The 23,870-nt window shown below is 60.6% G+C and carries 26 protein-coding genes; 16 read left to right on the plus strand and 10 right to left on the minus strand.

Annotated features, from left to right (window positions below; all coding sequences use genetic code 11):
* Positions 1-145: 145 nt before the first annotated feature.
* From bamA to lpxB, 6 genes are read left to right on the plus strand one after another with little or no spacing between them, the layout of a single operon-like run.
* The gene (gene bamA, locus FJQ55_RS09370) at positions 146-2,500 is read left to right on the plus strand and encodes an outer membrane protein assembly factor BamA (protein WP_140827407.1); all 2,355 of its coding nucleotides are present in this window, start codon (positions 146-148) and stop codon (positions 2,498-2,500) included.
* Between the two features lie 50 nt (positions 2,501-2,550).
* Entirely contained in the window at positions 2,551-3,615 is a 1,065-nt protein-coding gene (lpxD, locus tag FJQ55_RS09375) for a UDP-3-O-(3-hydroxymyristoyl)glucosamine N-acyltransferase (RefSeq protein ID WP_140827409.1), read from the plus strand.
* Positions 3,608-4,075 carry a 3-hydroxyacyl-ACP dehydratase FabZ gene (gene fabZ / locus FJQ55_RS09380; protein ID WP_140827412.1) on the plus strand — a complete coding sequence of 156 codons (468 nt, stop codon included), beginning with the start codon at positions 3,608-3,610 and terminating at the stop codon, positions 4,073-4,075. The genes lpxD and fabZ overlap by 8 nt, the downstream gene beginning before the upstream one ends.
* Entirely contained in the window at positions 4,072-4,887 is an 816-nt protein-coding gene (gene lpxA / locus FJQ55_RS09385; protein ID WP_140827414.1) for an acyl-ACP--UDP-N-acetylglucosamine O-acyltransferase, read from the plus strand. Before fabZ ends, lpxA begins: the two co-directional genes overlap by 4 nt.
* Before the next feature lie 4 nt (positions 4,888-4,891).
* The gene (locus FJQ55_RS09390; RefSeq protein WP_140827415.1) at positions 4,892-5,779 is read left to right on the plus strand and encodes an LpxI family protein; all 888 of its coding nucleotides are present in this window, start codon (positions 4,892-4,894) and stop codon (positions 5,777-5,779) included.
* The gene (gene lpxB, locus FJQ55_RS09395) at positions 5,779-6,954 is read left to right on the plus strand and encodes a lipid-A-disaccharide synthase (RefSeq protein WP_140827417.1); all 1,176 of its coding nucleotides are present in this window, start codon (positions 5,779-5,781) and stop codon (positions 6,952-6,954) included. Before FJQ55_RS09390 ends, lpxB begins: the two co-directional genes overlap by 1 nt.
* A 130-nt stretch (positions 6,955-7,084) precedes the next feature.
* Here the strand turns inward: lpxB and znuA are convergent, their stop codons facing one another.
* Complete coding sequence (gene znuA / locus FJQ55_RS09400; protein WP_140827418.1) at positions 7,085-8,152, minus strand: zinc ABC transporter substrate-binding protein ZnuA; 1,068 nt, start codon at positions 8,150-8,152, stop codon at positions 7,085-7,087.
* A gap of 100 nt (positions 8,153-8,252) precedes the next feature.
* Here znuA and FJQ55_RS09405 point away from each other — a divergent pair, with 100 nt between their 5' ends.
* Genes FJQ55_RS09405 through FJQ55_RS09415 form a run of 3 tightly spaced genes read left to right on the plus strand, consistent with a single transcriptional unit; the run spans position 8,253 to position 10,423 of the window.
* Entirely contained in the window at positions 8,253-9,206 is a 954-nt protein-coding gene (locus tag FJQ55_RS09405; RefSeq protein WP_140827420.1) for an ATP-binding cassette domain-containing protein, read from the plus strand.
* Positions 9,196-10,011 (plus strand): iron chelate uptake ABC transporter family permease subunit, encoded by an 816-nt coding sequence (locus FJQ55_RS09410; protein ID WP_140827423.1) that lies wholly within the window; start codon positions 9,196-9,198, stop codon positions 10,009-10,011. Before FJQ55_RS09405 ends, FJQ55_RS09410 begins: the two co-directional genes overlap by 11 nt.
* Before the next feature lie 4 nt (positions 10,012-10,015).
* Positions 10,016-10,423: a Fur family transcriptional regulator gene (locus tag FJQ55_RS09415; protein ID WP_208758189.1), complete on the plus strand. Its 408-nt coding sequence runs from the start codon at positions 10,016-10,018 to the stop codon at positions 10,421-10,423.
* A gap of 3 nt (positions 10,424-10,426) precedes the next feature.
* On the opposite strand, the gene FJQ55_RS09420 is transcribed toward FJQ55_RS09415, so the two are convergent.
* The 6 genes from FJQ55_RS09420 to FJQ55_RS09445 form a co-directional block, all read right to left on the minus strand.
* Positions 10,427-10,954, minus strand: a complete 528-nt coding sequence (locus FJQ55_RS09420; protein ID WP_140827424.1) for a gamma carbonic anhydrase family protein — start codon at positions 10,952-10,954, stop codon at positions 10,427-10,429.
* 15 nt (positions 10,955-10,969) lie between these two features.
* A complete protein-coding gene (locus FJQ55_RS09425) occupies positions 10,970-11,188 on the minus strand; it encodes a hypothetical protein (protein ID WP_140829185.1) in 219 nt (72 codons plus the stop codon).
* Between the two features lie 99 nt (positions 11,189-11,287).
* Positions 11,288-12,790 (minus strand): D-alanyl-D-alanine carboxypeptidase, encoded by a 1,503-nt coding sequence (locus FJQ55_RS09430; RefSeq protein ID WP_140827425.1) that lies wholly within the window; start codon positions 12,788-12,790, stop codon positions 11,288-11,290.
* Positions 12,791-12,888: 98 nt separating this feature from the next.
* Positions 12,889-13,653, minus strand: coding sequence for a hypothetical protein (locus FJQ55_RS09435; RefSeq protein ID WP_140827426.1), 765 nt, complete (start codon positions 13,651-13,653; stop codon positions 12,889-12,891).
* 201 nt (positions 13,654-13,854) lie between these two features.
* Positions 13,855-14,466, minus strand: coding sequence for a transglutaminase-like cysteine peptidase (locus FJQ55_RS09440; RefSeq protein ID WP_167507697.1), 612 nt, complete (start codon positions 14,464-14,466; stop codon positions 13,855-13,857).
* Between the two features lie 492 nt (positions 14,467-14,958).
* The gene (locus FJQ55_RS09445; RefSeq protein WP_062283581.1) at positions 14,959-15,570 is read right to left on the minus strand and encodes a PilZ domain-containing protein; all 612 of its coding nucleotides are present in this window, start codon (positions 15,568-15,570) and stop codon (positions 14,959-14,961) included.
* 164 nt (positions 15,571-15,734) lie between these two features.
* On the opposite strand from FJQ55_RS09445, the gene FJQ55_RS09450 reads away from it, so the two are divergent.
* Together FJQ55_RS09450 and FJQ55_RS09455 are read left to right on the plus strand one after the other, a co-directional pair.
* Entirely contained in the window at positions 15,735-16,517 is a 783-nt protein-coding gene (locus FJQ55_RS09450) for a rhomboid family intramembrane serine protease (protein WP_140827428.1), read from the plus strand.
* Positions 16,518-16,630: 113 nt separating this feature from the next.
* Complete coding sequence (locus FJQ55_RS09455; protein ID WP_062283585.1) at positions 16,631-17,065, plus strand: CBS domain-containing protein; 435 nt, start codon at positions 16,631-16,633, stop codon at positions 17,063-17,065.
* Positions 17,066-17,118: 53 nt separating this feature from the next.
* On the opposite strand, the gene FJQ55_RS09460 is transcribed toward FJQ55_RS09455, so the two are convergent.
* The 3 genes from FJQ55_RS09460 to folE all read right to left on the minus strand — a co-directional run bounded on the left by FJQ55_RS09460 (position 17,119) and on the right by folE (position 19,236).
* Entirely contained in the window at positions 17,119-18,075 is a 957-nt protein-coding gene (locus FJQ55_RS09460; protein ID WP_140827429.1) for a patatin-like phospholipase family protein, read from the minus strand.
* Positions 18,076-18,157: 82 nt separating this feature from the next.
* Positions 18,158-18,610: a phosphoribosyl-AMP cyclohydrolase gene (gene hisI, locus FJQ55_RS09465; RefSeq protein WP_140827430.1), complete on the minus strand. Its 453-nt coding sequence runs from the start codon at positions 18,608-18,610 to the stop codon at positions 18,158-18,160.
* Between the two features lie 20 nt (positions 18,611-18,630).
* Positions 18,631-19,236: a GTP cyclohydrolase I FolE gene (gene folE, locus FJQ55_RS09470; protein WP_140827431.1), complete on the minus strand. Its 606-nt coding sequence runs from the start codon at positions 19,234-19,236 to the stop codon at positions 18,631-18,633.
* 269 nt (positions 19,237-19,505) lie between these two features.
* On the opposite strand from folE, the gene FJQ55_RS09475 reads away from it, so the two are divergent.
* The 5 genes from FJQ55_RS09475 to FJQ55_RS09495 all read left to right on the plus strand — a co-directional run bounded on the left by FJQ55_RS09475 (position 19,506) and on the right by FJQ55_RS09495 (position 23,866).
* Positions 19,506-19,952, plus strand: coding sequence for an iron-sulfur cluster assembly scaffold protein (locus FJQ55_RS09475; protein WP_208758190.1), 447 nt, complete (start codon positions 19,506-19,508; stop codon positions 19,950-19,952).
* A 3-nt stretch (positions 19,953-19,955) separates the two neighbouring features.
* A complete protein-coding gene (yidD, locus tag FJQ55_RS09480) occupies positions 19,956-20,318 on the plus strand; it encodes a membrane protein insertion efficiency factor YidD (protein WP_140827433.1) in 363 nt (120 codons plus the stop codon).
* Between the two features lie 64 nt (positions 20,319-20,382).
* Positions 20,383-20,811: a DUF2267 domain-containing protein gene (locus tag FJQ55_RS09485; protein ID WP_140827435.1), complete on the plus strand. Its 429-nt coding sequence runs from the start codon at positions 20,383-20,385 to the stop codon at positions 20,809-20,811.
* 115 nt (positions 20,812-20,926) lie between these two features.
* Positions 20,927-22,924 carry a threonine--tRNA ligase gene (thrS, locus tag FJQ55_RS09490; RefSeq protein ID WP_140827437.1) on the plus strand — a complete coding sequence of 666 codons (1,998 nt, stop codon included), beginning with the start codon at positions 20,927-20,929 and terminating at the stop codon, positions 22,922-22,924.
* Positions 22,925-23,026: 102 nt separating this feature from the next.
* Entirely contained in the window at positions 23,027-23,866 is an 840-nt protein-coding gene (locus FJQ55_RS09495; protein WP_140827440.1) for a lysophospholipid acyltransferase family protein, read from the plus strand.
* Positions 23,867-23,870: the final 4 nt, after the last annotated feature.

Below are 23,870 nucleotides of genomic sequence, written 5' to 3' on the forward strand. Positions count from 1 at the left end.
ATAGTGGCGATTGGGCCACGGATTGAAATGAAGTAAACAGAAATTAACGCGCAGTCTTGCTTGTAGGGTAAAACCCGCTAAAACCACACACGGGCCGGAGTCGGGGTTACGACTGCGGGGCAATTGAAGAAGGTAAAGTACACACATGAAGGCTGGTTCAAGATTTTTGAACGCAGTGTCGGCGGTCGCGCTGTCTGCTGGTATCGTGTCTACGGGCGCAAGTGTTGCCGTCATGGCCTCGGCTGTCGCAGCCCAGGCTGCCGTCATTCAGCGGGTTGACGTGCGCGGGGCGCAGCGGGTGGGGCCTGAGGCCGTTCGCTCGAACCTCTCCATCCAGCCTGGCAAGTCCTTCACCAATGCCGACATCGACGAGTCCGTGAAGCGTCTTTACGCCACCGGCTTCTTCTCCGATGTCCAGATTTCCGTTTCCGGCGGCACGCTCATCGTGACCGTCGCTGAGAACCAGCTGATCAATCAGGTGGTCTTCAACGGCAACCGCAAGATCAAGGATGACAAGCTCGTCGGCATCGTCCAGACGCAGCCGCAGGGTCCCTATTCCGACAGCCTGATCAGCTCCGACATCCAGCGCATCAAGGAAGCCTATTCCGCGATTGGCCGCAGTGACGTCGAGGTGACGACCCAGGTCGTTCCGGTTGCTGAAGGCCGCGTCAATCTCGCTTTCGTCATCAACGAAGGCGAGCGCACCAAGATCAGCGCAATCAATTTCAGCGGCAACAATGCGTATTCCGACGGTCGTCTCGCATCCGTATTGCAGACGAAGGAATCGGGCATGCTGTCCTTCCTGACGCGCAAGGATGTCTACAACGAAGACAAGCTGCGCGCCGATGAAGAGGCGCTGCGCCAGTTCTACTACAACCACGGCTATGCCGACTTCCGCGTTATATCCTCGGAAGCTGTGCTCAACGAGGCTGGCAACGAATACACGATCAACATCACGGTTGATGAAGGGCAGCGCTATAAGTTCGGCGCAGTCTCTGTCGAATCGACCGTTGATGGCGTGGATGCTGCCCAGCTTCAGGGTCTCGTTGAAACCCGCGAAGGCAGCACTTACAGCGCGCGCGACGTCCAGAAGTCGATGGAAGCCATTTCCCGCCGCGTTTCGTCGGCAGGTTATCCTTTTGCTCGCGTCGTTCCGCGTGGCGATCGCAACTTCGAAAACAACACGATCGGCGTGACCTATCTGGTGGACCAGGGCGAGCGCGCCTATGTCGAGCGTATCGAGGTGCGCGGCAATACCCGTACTCGTGACTACGTCATCCGCCGCGAGTTCGACATTTCCGAAGGCGACGCCTTCAACCAGGAAACCATCACCCGCGCCAAGCGTCGCCTCGAAGCCCTCGGCTTCTTCTCGTCGGTCAACATTTCGACCCAGGCCGGCAGCTCGCCGGACCGCGTTGTCGTCGTTGTGGACGTGCAGGACCAGCCGACCGGCTCGTTCGGGATCGGCGCTGGCTACTCGGTCGACAATGGCGGTGTGGTTCTGGAAGCCTCTGTCGAAGAAAAGAACTTCCTCGGTCGCGGTCAGTTTATCCGCGTTGCCGCCGGCGGTGGCTTCGACGACACGCAGACCTACAACTTCTCCTTCACCGAGCCTTACTTCCTCGGTTACCGTCTGGCTGCCGGCTTCGATGTCTTCAAGAGCGCGACCAGCAGCAACTCGGAATACGATTACGAGGAGCAGGGCGCGACGGTTCGCGTGACGGCGCCGATCACGGAAGATATCGCGACGACGCTTCGCTATACGTACAAGCAGATCGACTACATCGAAGATGGTGCGTTCGGTGCAGACAACGCGCCTGGCGGCGGCGATGACCAGGTTGCCGATCCTTACATCGATGCCATCGTTGGTAGCACCTGGACCCAGTCGATCCTCGGTCACTCGATCGTTTACAACACGGTCGACGATCGTCAGAACCCGCATGAAGGCATTTATGCCAGCTTCACGCAGGAATATGCCGGTCTCGGTGGCGACTCAGACTTCTACAAGGCCTATGTTCGCGCCAAGATGTTCTATACGCTGTCTGACGAACTCGATGTCGTCGGCTCGCTCTCTGGTTCGGCCGGTCACGTTGTCGCGCTCGGTGACAACCTGAACGTCTTCGACCAGTTCAAGATTGGCGGCAAGGAAGTTCGTGGCTTCGCCAACAGCGGCATTGGTCCGCGCCAGGATGGTGATGCTATCGGCGGTACGACCTACTTCACCGCTTCTGCTGAAGCGACCTTCCCGCTGCCAGCGGTTCCGCAAGACCTTGGATTCCGTGGCGCAGTATTCGCAGATGCCGGCACTCTCTACGGCAGCGAACTGGCGAGAGACGGCACGGCTGTCGGTACCGGCATGTCGATCCGCGCGTCAGTTGGCGCCGGCATCTTGTGGAACTCGCCCTTCGGCGCGCTTCGCTTCGACTATGCTGTTCCGGTCGCCAAGGAAGACTTTGACGACACGCAGGAATTCCGGTTCAGCATGGCGAACCAGTTCTAAGACAAGCGGTCCAGAACTGCTGACAGGTTGACGTTCTGGAGCGTTTTCTGATGGAGCATAACCACTTCTTTCCGCCCCATGCCGGGGTGACCCTGGCTGCACTTGCAGCCCATACGGGGGCGGAATTGGCAGATGAGACGCAGGGCGAGACGATCATCCGGTCGGTCTCGCCCGTTGCTCGCGCCAAGGCGGGCGACGTCTGCTATATCCTGTCCCGTCGCAACCGCGATGATCTTCTCAGTTGCAACGCATCGGCCATATTCTGCGAAAAAGCGCTGGTGTCGCTCATTCCGCAGCACATCCCTGTGCTTGTGGCGAAAAGCGCACAGACCTCCTTTGCTTTGGCGGGCGCGTTGCTGCATCCCGAGGGTCTCCGTCCGGTCCGCATGACCAGCGAGGCGTCTTTGATCTCGGCTGCTGCCCATGTCGATCCGACTGCCCGTCTGGAAGACGGCGTCGAGGTTGAGGCAATGGCGGTGATTGGGGCAAACGCCGAGATCGGCAGCGGGACGCGAATTGGTCCCGGCGCGGTGATTGGCCCCGGCGTGCGCATCGGTCGTGACTGCACCATTGCGGCGGGCGCCACCGTGCAGGTCGCCTTGGTCGGGAACAATGTCATCATTCACAACGGGGCCCGGATTGGCCAGGATGGTTTCGGTTACGCTCCTGGCCCGCGCGGCATGCTGAAAATCGTTCAGGTCGGTCGCGTGATCATTCAGGATCACGTCGAGATCGGAGCCAACACCACGATCGATCGTGGCACTATGGATGACACGGTCATCGGCGAGGGCACGAAGATCGACAATCTGGTCCAGATCGGCCACAACGTGCGCATCGGACGCCATTGCGGCATCGTCAGCCAAGTTGGCATCGCCGGCAGTACGGTGATCGGCGATGGCGTGATGATCGGTGGGGCGGCCGGCGTGAACGGCCATATCAAGATCGGCGACGGTGTGCAGATTGCTGCCATGAGCGGTGTCCTGGCCGACGTGCCGCCGGGCGAGAAATATGGCGGGATCCCGGCCCGCCCGTTGAAGGATTATCTGCGCGAGGTGGCCGAGACTTTGAGCCGCTATGACAGCCGCGCCAAGGACAAAGGAGCCAGCAATGACTGACGCCGCAAAGACTGAATTGGGATCGGCTGATATCTTGGAGATCATGAAGCTCCTGCCGCACCGCTATCCCTTCCTGCTGGTCGACAAGATCGTCGAGATCGACGGCGACGATTCGGCGATCGGCATCAAGAATGTAACAGCCAACGAGCCGCACTTTACCGGACACTTCCCGGATTCGCCGATTATGCCGGGTGTGTTGCTGATCGAAGGCATGGCTCAGACGGCCGGTGCGATCTGCGCCCGTAAACAGGGTGAGGGCGGTAACCTCGTCTACTTCATGACCATCGACAATGCGCGCTTCCGCAAGCCCGTCGTTCCGGGCGACCGGGTCGAATTCCATGTGGTCAAGCAGAAGCGGCGAGGCAATATCTGGAAGTTCCACTGCGACGCCAAGGTTGACGGCCAGCTGGCCGCGGAAGCGGATATCGGCGCCATGATCATGCGCAAGGACGCGAAATGAGCACGATTGCCGCCACTGCCGTGATCCATCCGATGGCGGTCGTCGAGGCGGGCGCCGTCATCGGCGAGAATGTGCGCATTGGCCCATTCTGCCATGTCGGTCCGCGCGTCACTCTGAAGGACGGCGTGGAGCTGATGTCGAACGCCGTTGTCAGCGGCCTGACGGAGATCGGTCCAAACAGCCGCATCTTTCCGATGGCGGTGATTGGTGGCGTGTCGCAGAGCCTGCATGAGGCGGGCGAAGATTCACGCCTCATTGTGGGCGCAAATTGCACTATGCGCGAAGGCGTGACGATGAACTGCGGCACGGTCGGCGGTGGCGGGATCACGCGTGTCGGCGACAATTGCCTGTTTCTCGCCAATTCACACGTCGCCCATGACTGCATCCTCGGCAACAACATCATCCTGTCGAACAATGTGATGCTGGCCGGGCATGTGCGGGTCGAGGATTACGTGATCCTGAGCGGCGGCTGTGCCGTGCACCAGTTCACCCGGATCGGCCGGAACGCCTTCATCGGCGGCCTGGCGGCCGTCAGCTACGATGTCATTCCTTACGGCATGCTGAACGGAAACCCGGGCATTCTCGGCGGACTGAACGTCGTCGGAATGACGCGCGCCGGGATTGAGCGCTCGGTCATTCATCAGGTTCGCCGCGCCTTCAAGCAGATCTTCGAAGGCGAGGGGTCGGCGCGTGCCAATGCCGCCGCGATCCGCGAGGAATATCTCGATTGCCCGCAGGTGATCGAAATTCTTGATTTCATTGCCGCCGAAAGCGACCGGGCGCTATCGTCGCCCCATCGCGGCAAGAATTAACACCATGACGTCCGCCAGCGCAACGCAAGGCCTGGCATCGAAAGGTCGCCTTGCCATTATCGCCGGTGGTGGCAAACTGCCGCTGTTCCTGGCAGAGGCCGCGCGCGCGGCGGGCGAGGACCCGTTCATCCTGCGCCTGAAGAACGAAGCTGACGGCGACTGGCAGTCTTATGAGAATGCAATCGTCGGCGTCGGCGACATGGCGGGACTGTCTGCCCTGTTCGAAAAGTATAGGATCGGCCGCGTCGTCATGTCGGGCGCCGTCAGGAAGCGCCCGGCCTTCGGCGAGATCAGGGTCAATCTCCGATCTATTCTCAAACTGCCCATGGCGCTGAAGACACTGCTTGCGGGCGGCGACGATGCGGTGCTGCGTATGGTCATATCTCTGATAGAGGCGCAAGGCTGCGAGGTACTGGGCGCGCACGAAATTCTGCCGGGATTGCTGGCGACGGTCGGTCCTCTGGGAAAGGTCAGCCCTTCTGCGGACGACCTGAAAGACATCGACCGCGCCGGCGATGCCGCCGAAACATTGGGGCGTCTGGACGTGGGGCAGGGCGCCGTCAGTGTCGGCGGCCGCATCGTTGCCCTCGAGGGCGTTGAGGGAACGGATGCCATGTTGGCGCGCGTCGCCGGCTTGCGCGCCGAAGGACGCATCTCCCAACGCCGCAAGGGCGTGATCGTCAAGCTGTGCAAGCCGCAACAGGACCTGCGCGCCGATTTGCCGACCATCGGGGTTTCTACCGTTGAAAACGCCAGGGCCGCAGGTCTTGCCGGCATTGCAGTTGAGGCGGGACGGGCACTGGTGGTCGAGCGCGAATCGATGATCGCTGCTGCGAACGCGGCCGGCCTCTTCGTCGTCGGCATCGAGCGCACGGGAAAGGACAAGGCCTGATGAGCCAGAAGCCTCTGAAGATCGCCGTGATTGCCGGCGAAGTCTCCGGTGACCTGCTTGGTGCCGATCTGGTCGCGGCCTTGAAGCAGCGCCATGCGGGCCCGACAGAACTGGTGGGCGTCGGTGGTGATGCGCTCCAGGCGCAGGGGCTGCACTCTCTTTTCGACTTCTCCGAACTGTCGATCATGGGCATTACCCAGGTGCTCTCGAAGCTCCCGCGTCTGCTGAAGCTGATCTCGGTAACATCTGACGCCCTCATCGCCGCAAAGCCGGATCTGCTTCTGATCGTCGACAGCCCGGATTTCACCCATCGGGTTGCCAAGAAGGTGCGCAAGCGCCTGCCGGATCTGCCGGTGGTCAACTATGTCTGCCCAAGCGTCTGGGCCTGGAAGGAATACCGCGCCAAGGCAATGCTGCCATACGTTGACGAGGTGCTGGCAGTGCTGCCCTTCGAGCCGGAGGTCATGGAACGCTTGGGCGGCCCCAAGACGCATTTCATCGGTCATCGCCTTACTAGCCATCCCGACATCCTGCGCGTCCGCTCTGTGCGGAGAACGCGTGCGCCGAAACCCGCTGGTGAAGGGCGCACGATCTTGCTCCTGCCTGGCTCACGCGGCGCCGAGATATCCGTTCTTCTTCCGATCTTCGAAAAGGCAATGGAAGAATTCGTCGCGCGCAACGGTCATACCCGTTTCCTCCTGCCGACGGTGCCCCGCCAGGAAGCCCGTGTCCGTGAAATCACGGCGTCATGGGCTATCCGCCCGGACATTCTGTTAGGCGAGGCGGCCAAGTGGCAGGCCTTCGAAGAGGCGGATGCTGCAATCGCCGCCTCCGGCACCGTGATCCTGGAACTGGCACTGGCCCATGTGCCCGTTGTCTCCACCTACAAGGGGGACTGGATCATCCGGACGCTCGCCAACCGGATCAAGGTCTGGACGGGCGCGCTTCCAAACCTCATCGCCGACTACGCCATCGTTGCAGAATATTTCAACGACGTGCTGCGTCCGGCAAGCCTGGTCCGTTGGGCCGAGCGTCTGTCAACAGATACCCCTCAGCGCACCACCATGCTCGCCGGTTATGACGATGTCTGGAGCAGGCTGCAGACCGACGTGCCATCGGGGGAGGCGGGGGCGGAACTGGTTCTTTCGCTTTTACGTCGACGCGGGCGCCTCTGAGCCTCGATCTTCGACCGATACGGCCGCATATCATTGTCCGCATCCTCTCGATTTCTCATGCATGCCCTCGGCAGCGGGACAACAAAAAGGCGAGGCCGAGGCCCCGCCTTCTCATCCGGGGGAGGAGGGCTTATTGCGACAGGCAATCCACAATCGAGGTTGATAAGTTGCGCATCAATTGGCCGTAGAGTTCCGGCCCTTCCGGCAGCGCTCCGCCTTCGGGATCCAGGGTACCCGACTTGGCGTCGGTGCCCTCCGTGACCACATTGATCAGCTTCGGCTCGAACTGCGGTTCGGCAAAGACGCAAGCGGCGCGTAGCGCTGCGATCTTGGCATGAATCTCCGACAGCCGTTCCGCGCCCGGCATGGTTTCCGGGCTGACCGTGACGGAGCCGGCGACGCGGACCTTGTAGCGTCTCTCGAAATACTGATAGGCGTCGTGAAAGACGACAAAGGGCTGGTCGGCCACTGGCGCGACCTGAGCCGCGATATCCTTGTCGAGGGCGTCAAGTTCGGCATAAAGTGCTGCCGTGTTCGCCTCATAGGTTGCCTTGTTGGCGGGATCTGCCTGGATCAGCGAGGTCGCAATGACCGCTGCCATGGCCTTCGCATTGGTGGGATCGAGCCAGAGATGCATGTCTGTGCCACCATGCTCGTGGTCATGCCCATCCTCGTGTTCATGCTCTTCTTCGCCGGCTGCAGCGTGATCGTGTTCATCCGCGTCATGGTCGTGGCCTTCATCCGCATGGGCTTCGGCCGCATCGCCTTTATGATCATGGTGTTCACCCTCAGCATGATCTCCGTCTGCGTGTTCGCCATGATCATGGGCTTCAAAAGCACCACCCTCCCGGAAGGGCAGCTTGTTGAGGCCGGGAGCATCCGCAAGTTCCACCACCTTGGCTTTGCCGGCAAGCGCCTCAAGTGGCTTTTCCAGGAACGCTTCCAGTCCCGGTCCGACCCAGAATACCAGATCGGCATTCTCCAGCGCCCGTGCATTGGAAGGCTTCAACGTATAGGTATGTGGGGAGGCGGCACCTTCGACCACCAGCGTTGGTTCGCCGACACCCTTCATGATCGAGGCGACCAGCGAATGGATAGGCTTGATTGAAACCACAACCTGCGGCTCCGCCATAGCCATGGTGGGGGCGAGGATGAGGGCAGCAACCGAAGCGGTCAATCCGAGGCGGGTGTGGCGCATGAGACGTCCTTCATGGTGGTAATGTAATACTATTACGTCAATTGCGTAATGCTATAACGTGTGGCATAGGTATCCGCAACAGCAAATCTCTGAGAATTGTATGGCAGCCTTCAAAACACGGGATGCGGAGCCGCTGGTATCGCTGGTGGGTGCCGGGGTTTATCGCAATGGACGCTGGCTGGTGCGCGGCGTTGACTTCTCCGTCCGCCCCGGCGAGATCGTCACTCTGATTGGGCCGAACGGCTCGGGCAAATCGACCAGTGCGAAGCTGGCGACCGGTATTCTGCGCGCCGACGAAGGACATGTCACCCGCAGGCCCGGCCTGCGCGTTGGTTATGTCCCTCAACGTCTTGCCGTCGATTGGACCATGCCGCTCACCGTTCGTCGCCTGATGACGTTGACGGCGCCGCTCGCTTCGGACGAGATCGACCAGGCCCTCGACGCCGTCGGCATCCGCCATCTCGCTGGCGCCGAAGTGCAGCATTTGTCGGGCGGGGAATTCCAGCGTGCACTGCTTGCCCGCGCCATGGCCCGCAAACCGGACATTCTCGTCCTGGATGAACCGGTCCAGGGTGTCGACTTTTCCGGCGAAATCGCGCTTTACGACCTGATTACATCGATCCGCAATGCAACCGGCTGCGGCATCCTTCTGATTTCCCACGATCTTCATATCGTCATGGCCGAAACAGATACGGTCATCTGCCTCAACGGCCATGTCTGCTGCCGCGGCACGCCGGCTGCGGTCAGCAGCAGCCCTGAGTATATGCGCCTGTTCGGCGACAAGGCGAGCCGGACGCTCGCTGTCTACAGCCATGATCACGACCATACCCACCTGCCTGACGGTCGCGTGTTGCATGGCGACGGTAGCATCACCGACCACTGTCATCCGGATGATGGGCACCATCACGGTCACTCCGCCAGCGACCATCACCGCCATAGTCATGACCACCATGGCCATCACGATCATGATCATTCTCACGACCAAGATCACGATCCCGGGCATGCAAGGGGGAACGTGGCTGATAACACGAAGGAGCATGGCCATGCTGGATGATTTCTTCATTCGCGCCATGCTGGCCGGAATTGGCCTCGCACTTACCACAGGTCCGCTCGGGTGCTTCGTCATCTGGCGGCGCATGGCCTATTTCGGTGACACTATGGCGCATTCGGCGCTGCTTGGGGTGGCTCTGTCGCTGTTCTTTTCGCTCAATCTGATGCTGAGCGTCTTCGTCGTCGCAGCGCTTGTCTCGCTCATCCTGATCGTCCTGCAGAAACGCCAGGGGCTCTCTGCCGACGCGCTGCTCGGGATTCTCAGCCATGCGACACTCGCGATCGGGCTGGTGATGGTCGCCTTCATGTCCTGGGTCCGCTTCGATCTGATCGCCTTCCTCTTCGGCGACATTCTCGCGGTCACGCCGACCGATGTGGGGATCGTCTGGCTTGGTGGCGCGGTTGTTGTGGCGCTTATTGTTTATCTGTGGCGGCCGCTGCTCGCCGGCACCGTCAATGCAGAATTGGCCGAAGCCGAAGGCATGAACCCGGAGCGCGCCCGCATCGTGTTCATGCTGCTGATGGCTCTGGTGATCGCGATTGCGATGAAGATCGTCGGGATCATGCTGATCACGTCGCTGCTCATTATCCCGGCGGCGGCGGCACGTCGCTTTGCCGTCTCGCCCGAGGCCATGGCGTTGATCGCCTCACTGCTCGGCGCCATTGCCGTGGTGATCGGGCTGTTCGGCTCCCTGACCTATGACACCCCGTCCGGCCCCTCGATCGTCGTTGCGGCCCTTCTGCTCTTCCTGATCAGCCTGTTGCCGCGCCCACGTCTGGCGGCGGCTGGCGACCGTCCGAGAGGTTGACCCCATGGCCAAATTGTCCCACACCGATCTGACCCGGAACCAGTCACTCGTCTTCGACAGTCTCGTCGAAGCCGACGGGCCGCTCTCCGCCTATACGCTGCTGGACCGTCTACGCGACCACGGCTTCCGCGCGCCGCTGCAGGTCTACCGCGCGCTCGACAAGCTGGTCGAATTCGGGATGGTCCACCGTCTGGAGAGCCTCAATGCCTTCGTCGCCTGTGCCCATCCTCATGACGGATGTGCCGGCCACGGAACCGTCGCCTTCATGATCTGCAACAAATGCAGTCAGGTGACGGAGTTTCACGACCACGACGTCGACCATCACCTGAGCGCGATCACGGCCCGGTCGAAGTTCACGCCGGAAAAGACGACGATCGAGATCCGCGGCGTCTGCGCAGCCTGTGCAGCCTGACGATTAGAGCGGTTGCAGATCGCGCCGGAAGCGTTGCGAGTTGACGACGTAATTGTCTGCAGAGAGTCTGAGGCGTGCAACGGCGCTTTCATCGAGGGTGCGGGCCACTCTGGCCGGCGCGCCGACGATAAGAGAATTGTCCGGGAAGATCTTGCCTTCACTGATCAAGGCATTCGCGCCGACAAGGCAGTTGTTACCGATCACGGCGCCGTTCAGCACCGTTGCACCCATGCCAACGAGCGAATTGTCCCCAATGGTGCAGCCGTGAATGATGGCATGGTGGCCGATCGTACAGCCTTCGCCGATCGTCGTGGGGAAGCCGAGATCAGTATGAACCATCACGCCGTCCTGGATATTCGTGCCCCTGCCGACCGTAATCGGATCGTTGTCGCCGCGCAGCACGGCATTGAACCAGATGCCGACATCCTCGCCGATCCGAACATCACCAATGACCTGGGCACCCGGCGCGATCCAGTAGGCGTCTTGCGCCGGGAACTGGGGCCGTTTGTCGCCCAGGGCATAGACCGGCATCACGCGCTCCCTTGATCAGCGGAGGCGAAGGATGACCGGGAAGCGCCCGGCCTGGGCAGAAACATGCAGATGGATATTGGCTTCCGGCTGCGAGTATCGCCAGGCCCGGGCACCATGCGACAGGAGCAAGCCGATCAGGTCCTTCGTCTTAGAGCGCTTGTCTCGATTGCCGATTTCCGCCAGCCGGAAAGCGGCCTCGTGTAGAGGATGAAGGACATGCGCGACCGGAAGCATCCCGCCATTGTCCTGGTCTTCGACCTTGTCGATTCTGAAGTCTTTCGAAGCCATCTCGCTATCCTCGTACACGATACAAATCGAGGTTTGACCGGTGGATTACTGGGCTGCCGCCCAGCAACCGATTCCTTTGCGTTTCAGCTGCTTGCAGGCGTCAACAGCATCCTTCTGCGCGTCGAAGCCACCGAAGCGCGCGCGATAGATCGTCTGTGCGCCGGCGTTGTAGGCGACTGTAAACGGGGTGGCGGAACGCAATACTTGACCGCCTTTCTCTTGCGCCTTGCGCAGGAGTTCCGTGGCAAGCGCCTTGTCCGGCGACGTACCAATCTGGACGATCCAGCCGGAGGAGGGCTTGGTTGAGGCCGTGGTGACCGAGTCGATTTCCTGAGGCGTCGCAGCGGCTGCGGCAACCGAAGCGCTTGTTTCTTGAGGCTCGACCATGGCGCCCGTGTCGGGCATATAGGCGGGCGCCGGCTGGGGCACCGGGACAGAGCCATTCGATACCGGTGCAACGGGATGCAGGGCACCCAGCGCAGCGGTGGCGCCATTGCCAGCCGGCGGCGCGAGATAGGCGGAGGCGGACGCTGATGCCTGTGCAGCGCCCGTATAACGCGGGTCCGGCATCGGGCCGGTCTGCGGCAGGCTCGGGTGTGCGACATCGAGAGAGGCTGTAACCGGAGCAGGCTCTGCGGCGACCGGCGTCTCGACCTTGGCAACAAGGTCACCAGAAGCGCGACCCGAGGAGGCCTGCGGCAGGTAACGCTGGACAAGAGCGGTCATCTGCGCATTGCGCCTTGCCCCCGACGAGGCTCCGAGAATGACTGCGACGATCGAGCGGCCGTCCGCCTGGGCCGACGTGGCGAGGTTGTAGCCTGCAGCGCCGGTATAACCGGTCTTGATGCCATCCACGCCGCGGACCGTACCAACCAGTCGATTATGGTTGCCGATCGTCTGCTTGCCGAAGGTAAAGCTGCGGGTGGAGAAATACCCGTAATACTGGGGGAAGTGCTGGCGAAGCGCGATACCGAGGCGGGCCTGGTCACGCGCCGTCGTCATCTGAGCCGTGTTGGGCAGACCATGGGCGTTACGATAGGTGGTCTTGGTCATGCCGAGGCTGCGGGCCTTGGCGGTCATCATCTGGGCAAAACGCTGCTCTGAGCCCCCAAGATACTCGCCGAGTGCCGTGGCGACATCGTTGGCAGAGCGGGTTACAAGCGCCAGGATTGCCTGCTCGACGGTCACGCTTTTTCCCGCGCCGACGCCAAGCTTCGACGGCGGCTCCTTGGCCGCATTTTTCGAAATTGGAACCTTGCTATTCAAGGAGATGCGACCGGCTTCCAGCGCTTCGAAGGTGAGGTAGAGGGTCATCATCTTCGTCAGCGATGCGGGGTAGCGTAAGCTGTCCGCGTCTTCGCTGTAGAGGACCTTGCCGGTCTTGGCGTCAATGACGACGCCCGCGTATTTCGCGGCACTCGCACCAGACGTCGTCGCCAGCGTGGCGAACAGGACCGCAGTAATGCCGACCAAGACTCGACGAATTGGAGCGGCGAAGGTGAGGGTTCCGAAAATTTTATGCACCACGTAACTCTTCGAACATTGCATTTTAAACCGGGCGCTATCCCCCGGTCGCGACCATTCGAGGCGACTTTAGGGTGCGGGCGTTACCAAGAGGTTTATGATGAATGCTTTGTTGACGGGCTCTACGGCTTTTTAGATATCCCGGACGGGTGCGCGGCTTCGGCGCGTGCCTCGATGAAGCTGCGCACCGCATCGTCGATCTGTCTCCAGGCGGGCAGCATGCGGCTCGAGAACCGGTAGAGGACTGAGAGATCCTCGCCTGCATGAATGTCGCGCTGGCAGTCGCTGCTGCTGGCCAGCTTGTCGTCTGAGGGGATTAGGCAGCGGATGGCGTAGACACCGCCATCCGTGGCTTCGCCGGTCAGGAGAACCTCACCTTCGAAGCCCGTCCCGGGTTTGAAATGATGCATCTGAAGCCCCGCCGGGCCGGCTTCCGTTGGGCCCGTTAGGAGGTGCCTATAGATCGGTTCGACCCGCCCAGACATGTCGCGCGACATCGTGCTTTGTGAAATCTGCAGGAAAATCAACGGCTGTGCCTGTCCGATGTCATCGAAGGCTAGCCGCCTGGCATGGCTGTATCCCTCCATGGATGGCCAGTGCAGCTGGAGGTCCACGCGTTCGGCGGCTCCGGTGCGGCGCTGCGGTTCGAAACGGATGGTATTGGCAGTCAGGTGAACAAGGTCGCGGCCGATGGTGATGTCGTAAGCCTCGAGGCTGTCGCTGTGGCCTGCCAATGCCAGTTGCGCTCCATAAAGTCGGCCATAGATGTTAATGGCGAGTGAGGCTGCGGCCAGCAAGGCGATGACGAAGACCGAGATCAAGAGAAAACGGTGAGAGAGGAGTGGCGTCTCCTCGGTGGCGCCTACGCCGCCCGCCCCATTTCGCATCGTATGCCGCTCCCGTCAGCGCTGCGCAGAACGCAGCAATCGCCTTCGTTCAGCATTCGCCGATTATGGTTAAGTCAAGGTTAATGCGCGACCCCGGCGAAAAGAGAGCCGATCCCGGTTGGACGGGATCGGCTCATATGGCTCCGGTCGGGGGACGGGTATGCGGGGGACGGACCGGGCCAATGGGCAGAACGGCAGTGGTCAGTTCGAATTCACGGACCCTACGTAACTCGCGCGTCCGTCCTGGAGCTTGACCCAGCGGCTGGGCTCCGTGGACGACTGGCGCTTCAGGTAGGTGTATTCGGTGTCCGACCACAGCAGCACCTTGTTGCGCATGTTGTCCAGAATGAAGTCTCCGTGGTCGGTGCGCACGGTCAGGACGGCGTGACCCTCACCATTGGGCTGCAGAACCACGGTGAGCAGCAGGTCGCTCGGGTCGAAGCCGCGATCGATCAGCATCTTGCGCTTGAGCAGCGCGAAATCTTCACAGTCGCCGACAGTGCGAGGATAGGCCCAGCGCTCCTCAACTCCGTAGATTTCCATGTCGGTCAGTGGCGTGATTGATGAATTGACGGTGTAGTTGACCTCTAGCATCGTCTTCCACATCGGCTCGGTCAGGCCCAGCGGGCCCATGTCGCGAAAGCTGCCCGTACATTCCGACGCGTAGGTTTGGCAGAATTCATAGTGGCCGATCGGCGGGTTGGCCTTGCCGACGACCTGCATGTTGGCTGGCGTCGCATGAGCTTGCAGGGCTAGAACTCCAGCAAAGGCGGTCGCCATTAATCCAGTACCGAGAGTTTTCTTTGTTGTCATTGTTTGTCTCCTGGTGATGGAGACAGTAATGACACGGATAATTTGATCGACCGCCAAAAACAGCGCGCAAATTTGAGTATAACAAGCGGCTAGTTCTAATCTATATTTCGGTGTATTTAAGGTAACTTCGCCATAAATTCGATGCAAGTTAGACGAAAATTTTCGCAGTATTTTATGCGTCTGGAACAATCAACCTGATGGAGCTGATGAAAATTGCACTAGAATCAATTGGTTGACCAGTTTCCAAGCGCGCGATCTATCGGCACGGCGCGGGATGGGGGTGTTACGAAGCGGCGATCATGGCCTTGGTTGCTCCGACGGCACATCCAGATTCAAGCGATTGACGGTCGCGCGGCCCGTTCGGGCCAAAAATTATTTTTTCAGTTCTGTGCGATATTGGAACGGCGTCGGCCCCGTTGCGGAGGGCAGGAAAGCAAAAAAGGCGCCTTTCGGGTTCGAAAGGCACCTTTCTCATCTTGCAGCAGGTTCGGTTCAGAGAAATTCCGTAAGCGCTTCTCGCGACTGCAGCGACAGGAACTCGATCGCGACACCTTCCATGAAATGACGTACGACGCGGCCGCGCATGTTGCCAAGACGGATCGGTGTGCCGATCGGTGGGCGAATGTCGATATCGACGGCAGCACCCGAGAGGGAAAGGTCCATCAGACGGCACGGATAGCTCTTGCCGTCCTCAAGCGTTAGCTCGGTCAACACCTGCCGCGGGGTCAGTCGGTCGTGGCGACGGTCTTCGGGAAGGCCAAGCTCGTGTTTGTTGGCGATCCAGGTCAGCTGCGCTGCAAGCTTCTCGCGCTTTCGGGCCGTGGCCGTCAGTTCGATGATAAAGCCGTCTTCGGTGACTTTGGAAACACTACCTTCCAGGCGCCCGAGATGATCAATATAGGCAATGACCCGCTCATTGGGGCGAGGGCAGCCCGCACAAACGAAACGCGCATCACCGGGCGACATGTCAACGACCTTGCAGACATATTCTTCGTAATTGGCAAGCATCAGCCGGCCTTGCAGGTTCACTGCCACGCGCTGGAAAGCACGCTGCTGTCCCGGCGAGGCAATCGTATTGCTGTGACTGGCCTGCGAAGAATACATCATGAGCTGTCTGTCTATCCTCTACGATGGAACCTTAGAACGCCAGCCGTTAACATATCGTTTGCTTTCCCGCTGGGCGCGTATCCCGCGATGCCCGTGCCAGGGCTTTCACTGGTGCGCATAGTCGTTTAACAGGAAGCTCGAACCAGCACGGGAGCCCGCGAATGTCGGACGATAATCTTCGCTCGGACGAAAACGGCGGGAATGAGCGAGAGCACACGCAGGAGACGGCGGTGCTCCCGACGGTGCATACGGTCCGCGGTGAAGCCAATCCGCCGATCTTCAATCTGCCCGCCGGGGTTTTGGTCGCGTTGGCGCTGATCTGCGGGATCTATGCTCTGCAGGCGCTCGTCTTTTCGAGCGACGTCAACGAGTGGATCACGTTCCAGTTCGCCTTCGTGCCTCTGCGTTATGTCTATCCGCTCGGTGAGCAGGGGCTTGCCTGGCTGTGGTCGCCAGTCACTTATTCGCTGCTGCATGGCAGCTTTCAGCATCTCGCGTTCAACAGTCTCTGGCTCGCAGCCTTCGGCACGCCGGTTTGCCGACGCATCGGCGAAGTGCGTTTCGTCTTCTTCTGGATCGTCTCAGCCGTTGCGGCGGCTGTGCTGCACGCGGCCGTGAATTGGGGTGAACCCTCTGTCATGGTCGGAGCCTCTGGTGTCATATCGGCGCTGATGGGGGCAGCTTGCCGTTTTGCTTTCGGTGGGAGGCTGCGTACCGGCCGGGGCTCTGTCGGCCGCGAACCGCCACTGCTCAGCATCCCGGCCGCGCTGTCGGACCGCACCGTCTTGATCTTCATTCTTGTCTGGTTTCTCGGCAACCTTGCGATCGCTGTCGGACTGCCGTTGATGGGACCCGATGCGGGCGCCATTGCCTGGGATGCCCATATCGGCGGATTCCTCATGGGCTTCGTCGGGTTCCGGCTTTTCGACCGTCGCGCCCCGTAAAACTGCCCCTGCCAATCCACATATTGCATTCTACTTGATTAACAGGCACCATTTTCATGCGTTGCCCGGGGAGGGGCCGGCGCACGCCTAGCGTCCAATGCGAGGAGGAAACCATGCCTGCATCAGCCAGAAGCATACTCGAGCAGAAAGGCCGTAACGTCATTACAATCAGCCCGAGCGTCACGCTCGGCGAAGCGGCGCGCGTTCTCGACGACAACAAGATCGGTGCCGTCGTTGTGGTCGGTGTAGAAAAGAGGATCGTCGGCATTTTCACCGAACGCGACGTTGTGCGCGCCCTCGGCTCCGCCGGCCGCGACGCCTTCGACCAACCCGTCTCCAGCTTTATGACTGCGAATGTCTATCGTTGCCGCGAAGAGACAACGGTGGATGAACTGATGGAGATGATGTCCAGCCGGCGTTTCCGCCACGTCCCCGTCGAAGATAACGGCAAACTGTCGGGCATTATTTCGATCGGTGACGTGGTAAAGTCTCGTATCCGCGAAATCGAAGCCGAGGCCGAACATATCAAGGCCTATATCGCGGGCTGACCGGCCCTCAGACTGGAAGAAGCGGGCGTGGCAAAACCCCGCCCGTACTTCCCCTAGCGCAGCACGGCCTCCTGCATGCGGCGGATTTCCGTGACCCGCGCCTTTGTCTCTTCATAGCCACGCTCGATCGCTTCGCCCGCGCGATGAAATTCGGAAAGCCCGATATCGCTCAGCCGGGGGTGAAGCGCCAGATCCGGCGGGTCCCCCGCGAGCCGTGCGCGGGAAATACGGTCTTGGATGATATTGAAAGCCTGGACCATGACACCGGTGAGACCGACCTTGTTGGGTGCCTGGGTCTCTTGAGGCTGGTCGGCGGGCGCCGACGCTTTGTGCTTCACCACGGCCGATCGGCCATAAAGATCGTAATGCAGGTTGACCGCCATCACCAGCGGCTGCTCATAGGCGCGGCAGACGGAGACAGGCACCGGGTTGACCAGCGCGCCATCGATCAGGGTGCGATTGTTGCAACGGACCGGCTCAAAAATGCCGGGCAGCGCGTAGGATGCCCGCAGCGCCGTGATCAGATTGCCGCCATCGATCCAAACTTCGTGTCCGCTGTTCAGCTCGGAAGCGACCGCCACAAAGGGTTTTGGCAATTGCTCGACTGTGAGGCCTTCAAGATGCTCCTGCATGCGCTTGGTTAGCCGCATGCCGCCGAGAAGGCCGCCGCCACCGATCGTCAGGTCGAGAAGGGAAGCGATCCGGCGCATGGTGAGCGAGCGGGCAAAGGCTTCGAGTTCGTCGAGTTTTCCGGCAAGATAGCACCCCCCGACGAGCGCCCCGATTGAGGTGCCCGCGATCATGCCGACTTCGATGCCTTCTTCCTCAAGAGCGCGAAGCACGCCGATATGTGCCCAGCCGCGCGCAGCGCCTCCGCCGAGTGCGAGCGCCACCCTGGCCTTGCTACGGGACGCTACGGGTCCCAGCGGCCCTGACGTTTTGGCCGCACCATCCCTGTTCGGTTGCGCTAGATTGGCGCCGCCGCCTGCCATCAAATTCCAGTTCAGCATCTCCGCATACCCCATTCGCTGAACACTCCGAACGCCATTACGACACTCTATGCTTACGAATTCGTTAGGGCGGCGCCGTTCCTCACGCGCCGTAGATGGCGTCCGGGTCAAAATGCCGGTGGTCGTCGGCGACGGTCAGTGCCGGCGTGCCGTCGTCGAGGCTGGCCGTGCGGTAAAAACAGGAGCGGCGACCCGTGTGGCATGTGGCGTCGTGGCCGGCAACCTCGACCTTCAGCCACAGGGCATCCTGATCGCAATCGACCCGGATTTCCTTGACCGTCTGCAGGTTACCGGAGCTTTCGCCCTTCTTCCAGATTTTGCCCCGGGAGCGACTGAAGTAATGGCCGATCCCGGTTTCGAGCGTAAGCGCGATTGCTTCTGCGTTCATATGGGCGACCATCAGCAGTTCGCCGTCGCGAGCGTCCGTCACCACGGCCGTTACCAGTCCATGCGCATCGAATTTGGGGGTGAAGGCCAGCCCTTCTTCGAGAAGAGCCTTGTCGGAGGAGGGGCTTTCAAATGCGATGGATGGCATAGATATCACTCGCTCTGGTCTTAGCGGAGGCGCACCATGGACATGAAGCGCGCCTGCTCCGCAGCATTGTCCTTGAAGGCCCCGGTGAAGGTGGTGGTCAGCGTCGTGGATCCCGTCTTCTGAATGCCACGCATGGCCATGCACATATGCTCGGCCTCGACGAACACGGCCACGCCGCGGGGCTGCAGCGTCTCGTCGATCGCCTGGGCGATCTGTGCCGTCATGTTCTCCTGGGTCTGCAGGCGACGGGCAAAGACATCGACCACCCGTGCGATTTTAGACAGACCGAGAACGCGCCCCTTCGGCAGATAGGCAACATGCGCCTTGCCGATCACGGGAAGCATATGGTGTTCGCAATGGGAGAAGAAGGAAATGTCGCGCACCAGCACGATATCGTCATAGCCGCCGACCTCCTCGAAGGTCCGGCCAAGGACCTCGTCGATATCGACCTCGTATCCGGAAAACAACTCGCTGTAAGCCTTGGCAACGCGGGCGGGCGTGTCGAGCAGGCCTTCACGTTCCGGATCATCGCCGGCCCACAGAAGAAGCGTGCGAACAGCGGCTTCCGCTTCCTCGCGCGTCGGGCGCCGCAAGTCGGCCGGCAGTTTCGTGACGATGGCATCCATGCCTTTGGTCTCCCGGTCCCGATCCGTGTCGGCCGCGTGTTTGGCTTTTCTCGACTGTAAAGGCGCAATGCGGCTCATAATGCAAGTCCGTTCACGAAAATTGCGGGGGCATGAAAACGCCTGGGGCGGCGTTTCCGTCGTTTGTCGCAGGCCGGCCTATCCGATATAGTGAGACATGAAGCTGAGAAAAAGGCGATCTGCGACATCATGGGGACGGCAAAGCCCTCATTCATCCCTATATACGAGCTGAGCAACAGCGCGGATTGATCATGGACGACATCTACAATGCCAAAATTCTGGATTTCGCCGGCAATATCGGCCGCATCGGCACCTTGCCGGATGCTCAGGCCACGGCCGAGAAGCACTCCAAACTCTGCGGTTCCCGGGTCAAGGTCTATCTGAAACTCGAACACGGCGTGGTGTCGGATTTCGCCCACGAAGTCAAAGCCTGTGCCCTGGGACAGGCTTCGTCCGGCATCATGGCTCGCCATGTCGTTGGCGCAACGCCCGGCGAACTGCGTGCCGCGCGGTTCGATATGCTGGCTATGCTAAAAGAAGGCGGTGAGGGCCCGACGGGACGCTTCGAGGACATGCGCTTCCTTAAGCCCGTGCGCGATTACAAGGCCCGACATGCTTCCACCATGCTGACCTTCGATGCCGTTGTCGACTGTCTCGACCAGATCGAACACGGCAATCGGACGGCCGAGGCGAGCTGAACCATGTGCAACGGCCCCGAATGCCGGCACAACGCATTGCCGCGGCACAGCCGCAACTGGAGCGGGCCTTTTCGCAAGACCCCCGGCCGCCTCTTCGGCATGGGCTTTATCCGCCTCTATCAACTGACAGCGTCGAGCATCATCGGCAGTTCCTGCCGCCACATGCCGACCTGTTCGGAGTATGGCTATGAAGCCGTGGCGCGCCACGGGCTCTGGTCCGGCGGTTGGCTGACGCTGTTTCGCGTCATGCGCTGTGGCCCGGGCGGTACCTGGGGCGTTGATCCCGTTCCCGAGACCCTCTCGAGACCACTCCGGTGGTACACACCCTGGCGCTTCTGGCGCGTAGGACGCCATACTCGGCACTGACTTGACGAATCGGCAGCGCTGTCATTCGCTTCCCAGGACAAGACGGCCTTCCGGAGTGCTTGAGATGCCCATGCCCCTCGAATATCGCCAGGCGTCGGCCGACTTCGATCGTTTCATGAAGGACCTCGTCACCACTTCGATGCTGACCTCGTCTCATCAGGCCTACACCATGCTCCAGGCGGTGTTTTACGTCTTCCGCCGTCGCCTGACAGTGGCCGAGGCGATCGCCTTCGCAGGCGTTCTGCCGCCTGTCTTGCGGGCAATCTTCGTCAGCGACTGGCGTCCAGAAGAGCCACAATTGCCGTTTGTTGCGCGCGACGAACTGCAGAAGGAAATCCGCGCTTTTCGCTACGACCATAACCTCTCGACGGAGACAGCGGTGGAGGATGTCGCGGAAAGTCTGAAACGGCATGTGGATGCCAGAGCCTTCCAACGGCTTTTGGCAGGCTTTGCGCCGGAAGCGCGTCACTTTTGGAAACTTCACCCAGCCTAGCAAGATCCTTTACTCCACAGCGCTTTCGTCCTAAGGAGCGCCGGTAAATCGCGGGTTCGAGCCCGCCCCTTTCACCACCCGCATTCGTTGGCGGGACTGGATCAGGAGACATAGCATGTCCGCTTCCGTATCTCTTACTTTCCCCGATGGTTCCATTCGCGAATACGCCGCCGGCACGACCGGTGCGCAGGTCGCCGAATCCATTTCCAAGTCGCTGGCCAAGAAGGCCGTCGCCATCGCGCTCGACGGCACCGTACGCGACCTTTCCGACCCCGTCATCGACGGTAAGATCGAGATCGTAACCCGCGCCGATCCGCGCGCCCTGGAACTGATCCGCCACGATGCGGCGCATGTTATGGCGGAAGCCGTGCAGGAATTGTGGCCGGGAACCCAGGTGACCATCGGGCCTGTGATCGAGAACGGCTTCTACTACGACTTCGCCAAGGAAGAGCCCTTCACGCCCGACGATCTACCGAAGATTGAAAAGCGGATGAAGGAGATCATCCAGCGCAACAAGCCCTTCACCAAGGAAGTCTGGTCGCGTGACAAGGCCAAGGAAGTCTTTGCCTCCAAGGGTGAAAAATACAAGGTCGAGTTGGTCGATGCGATCCCGGAAGATCAGGAGCTGAAGATCTACTATCAGGGGGACTGGTTCGACCTCTGCCGTGGGCCGCATATGGCGTCCACCGGGCAGATCGGCATGGCCTTCAAGCTGATGAAGGTGGCAGGCGCCTATTGGCGCGGTGACAGCAACAACACGATGCTGAGCCGCATCTACGGCACCGCCTTTGCTGAACAGGAAGAGCTGGACCGTTACCTGCATATCCTGGCCGAGGCCGAAAAGCGGGATCACCGCAAGCTCGGCCGTGAAATGGATCTCTTCCATTTCCAGGAGGAGGGCCCCGGCGTCGTCTTCTGGCACGGCAAGGGCTGGCGCATGTTCCAGACGCTGACCTCCTATATGCGCCGTCGTCTCGAAGGTACCTATCAGGAAGTCAACGCGCCGCAGGTGCTCGACAAGTCGCTGTGGGAGACCTCCGGTCACTGGGGCTGGTACCAGGAGAACATGTTCGCGGTGAAGTCCGCCCATGCTTTTACCCACCCTGATGACGAGGAAGCCGACCAGAAGATTTTTGCGCTGAAGCCGATGAACTGCCCGGGTCACGTGCAGATCTTCAAGCATGGCCTCAAATCCTATCGCGAGCTGCCGGTTCGTCTCGCCGAATTCGGCAATGTCCACCGTTACGAGGCCTCCGGCGCGTTGCACGGTCTGATGCGCGTGCGCGGCTTCACCCAGGACGACGCCCACGTCTTCTGCACGGAAGAGCAGATGGCGGCCGAATGCCTGCGCATCAACGACCTGATCCTTTCGGTCTACGAGGACTTCGGTTTTGGTGAGATCGTCGTAAAACTCTCGACCCGCCCGGAAAAGCGCGTCGGCTCGGACGATCTATGGGATCGCGCCGAAAGCGTGATGATGGAGGTCTTGAAGCAGATCGAGGAACAGTCGGGCGGCCGCATCAAGACCGGTATTCTGCCGGGCGAGGGCGCGTTCTACGGTCCGAAGTTCGAATACACGCTTCGCGACGCCATCGGCCGTGAGTGGCAGTGCGGCACGACCCAGGTCGACTTCAACCTGCCGGAGCGCTTTGGCGCCTTCTACATCGACGACAAGTCGGAGAAGAAGCAGCCGGTCATGATCCACCGCGCCATCTGCGGCTCGATGGAACGCTTCCTCGGCATCCTGATCGAGAACTTCGCCGGGCACATGCCGCTCTGGTTCGCACCGCTGCAGGTCGTCGTTGCCACGATCACCTCGGATGCCGACGACTACGGTCGTGAGGTTGCCGAGCAGCTGCGCGAAGCGGGTCTGCAGGTCGAGACGGACTTCCGCAACGAGAAGATCAACTACAAGGTCCGCGAACACTCCGTGACCAAGGTTCCGGTGATCATCGTCTGCGGCAAGCGCGAGGCGGAAGAGAAGACGGTCAACATCCGTCGTCTGGGATCGCAGGAGCAGGTCTCGATGCCATTGGTCGAGGCGGTGGCGGTGCTGGCGGGCGAAGCAACGCCTCCGGACGTCAAGCGCAAGCTGGCCAACCGCAAGATCTGAAGGGAGGGTGTCTGGCGGGATCTTCAGGTTCCTGTCAGACACCTGTCATCAAATGTGCATATGACAGAATCATGATTGTCGTCAGGCCATCGAGGTGTCTTCGTGAAGTTCAATGAACTGTCTTATGCCAACGCCCGTGATCCCAAGCTGAAGCGCTGGTTCATCCGATCGATCGAGGGCCTCTCGGGCCGGGACCGCTACACGCGGCTATACGAGATCTGGCGCAACGACATCGTCGGTAAGACGGACCGCGTCTTCGGCAAGATGCTCGATCTCATCAACGTCGACCTGAAGGTGCAGGGTAGCTGGCCACCGGAGTACATTCCGGAAGGTCCCATCGTCATGGTGGCCAATCATCCTTTCGGCATCGGCGACGGTATTGCGGTGCTGGCGTTGGCCGAGCAGCTTGGTCGTCCGTTCCGTGTGCTGATCAACAACGAACTGCTGAAGGTGCCGGAGATGGCGCCATATTCACTGCCGGTCTCTTTTGAGGAAACCAAGGAAGCGCTCTCCATCAACATGCAGACCCGCCACGAGGCGCTGCGTCTGCTGAAGGAGGGGGTCACGGTTGTGATATTTCCGGCCGGTGGCGTTGCAACAGCGAAGAAGGGCTTTGGTAGGGCGGAAGACCTGCCCTGGAAGATGTTCCCGGCCAAGCTCATTCAGGCAGCCAGGGCCAATGTCGTGCCTGTTTATTTCGAAGGTCAGAACGGACGGCTGTTCCATCTGGCGAGCAAGATCTCGCTCACCCTGCGCGTCTCCCTTCTCATCCGCGAATTCCGCCGACTGTCCGGTTCGGCGATTTCTGCCCGTGTTGGGCCGATGATAACTTGGGAGGAGTTGAGCGCGCTTGTCGACCGCAAGGACCTGCTGGCCCGTCTATTCGGCGCCGTCTTCAGCATGGCGCCTGTAGAGCGGCGGCGTTTCCGCAAGGCGGCCTGACTTC

Origin of the sequence: Rhizobium glycinendophyticum (assembly GCF_006443685.1) — a bacterium.
In the GTDB taxonomy this organism is placed as follows: Bacteria; Pseudomonadota; Alphaproteobacteria; order Rhizobiales; family Rhizobiaceae; genus Allorhizobium; species Allorhizobium glycinendophyticum.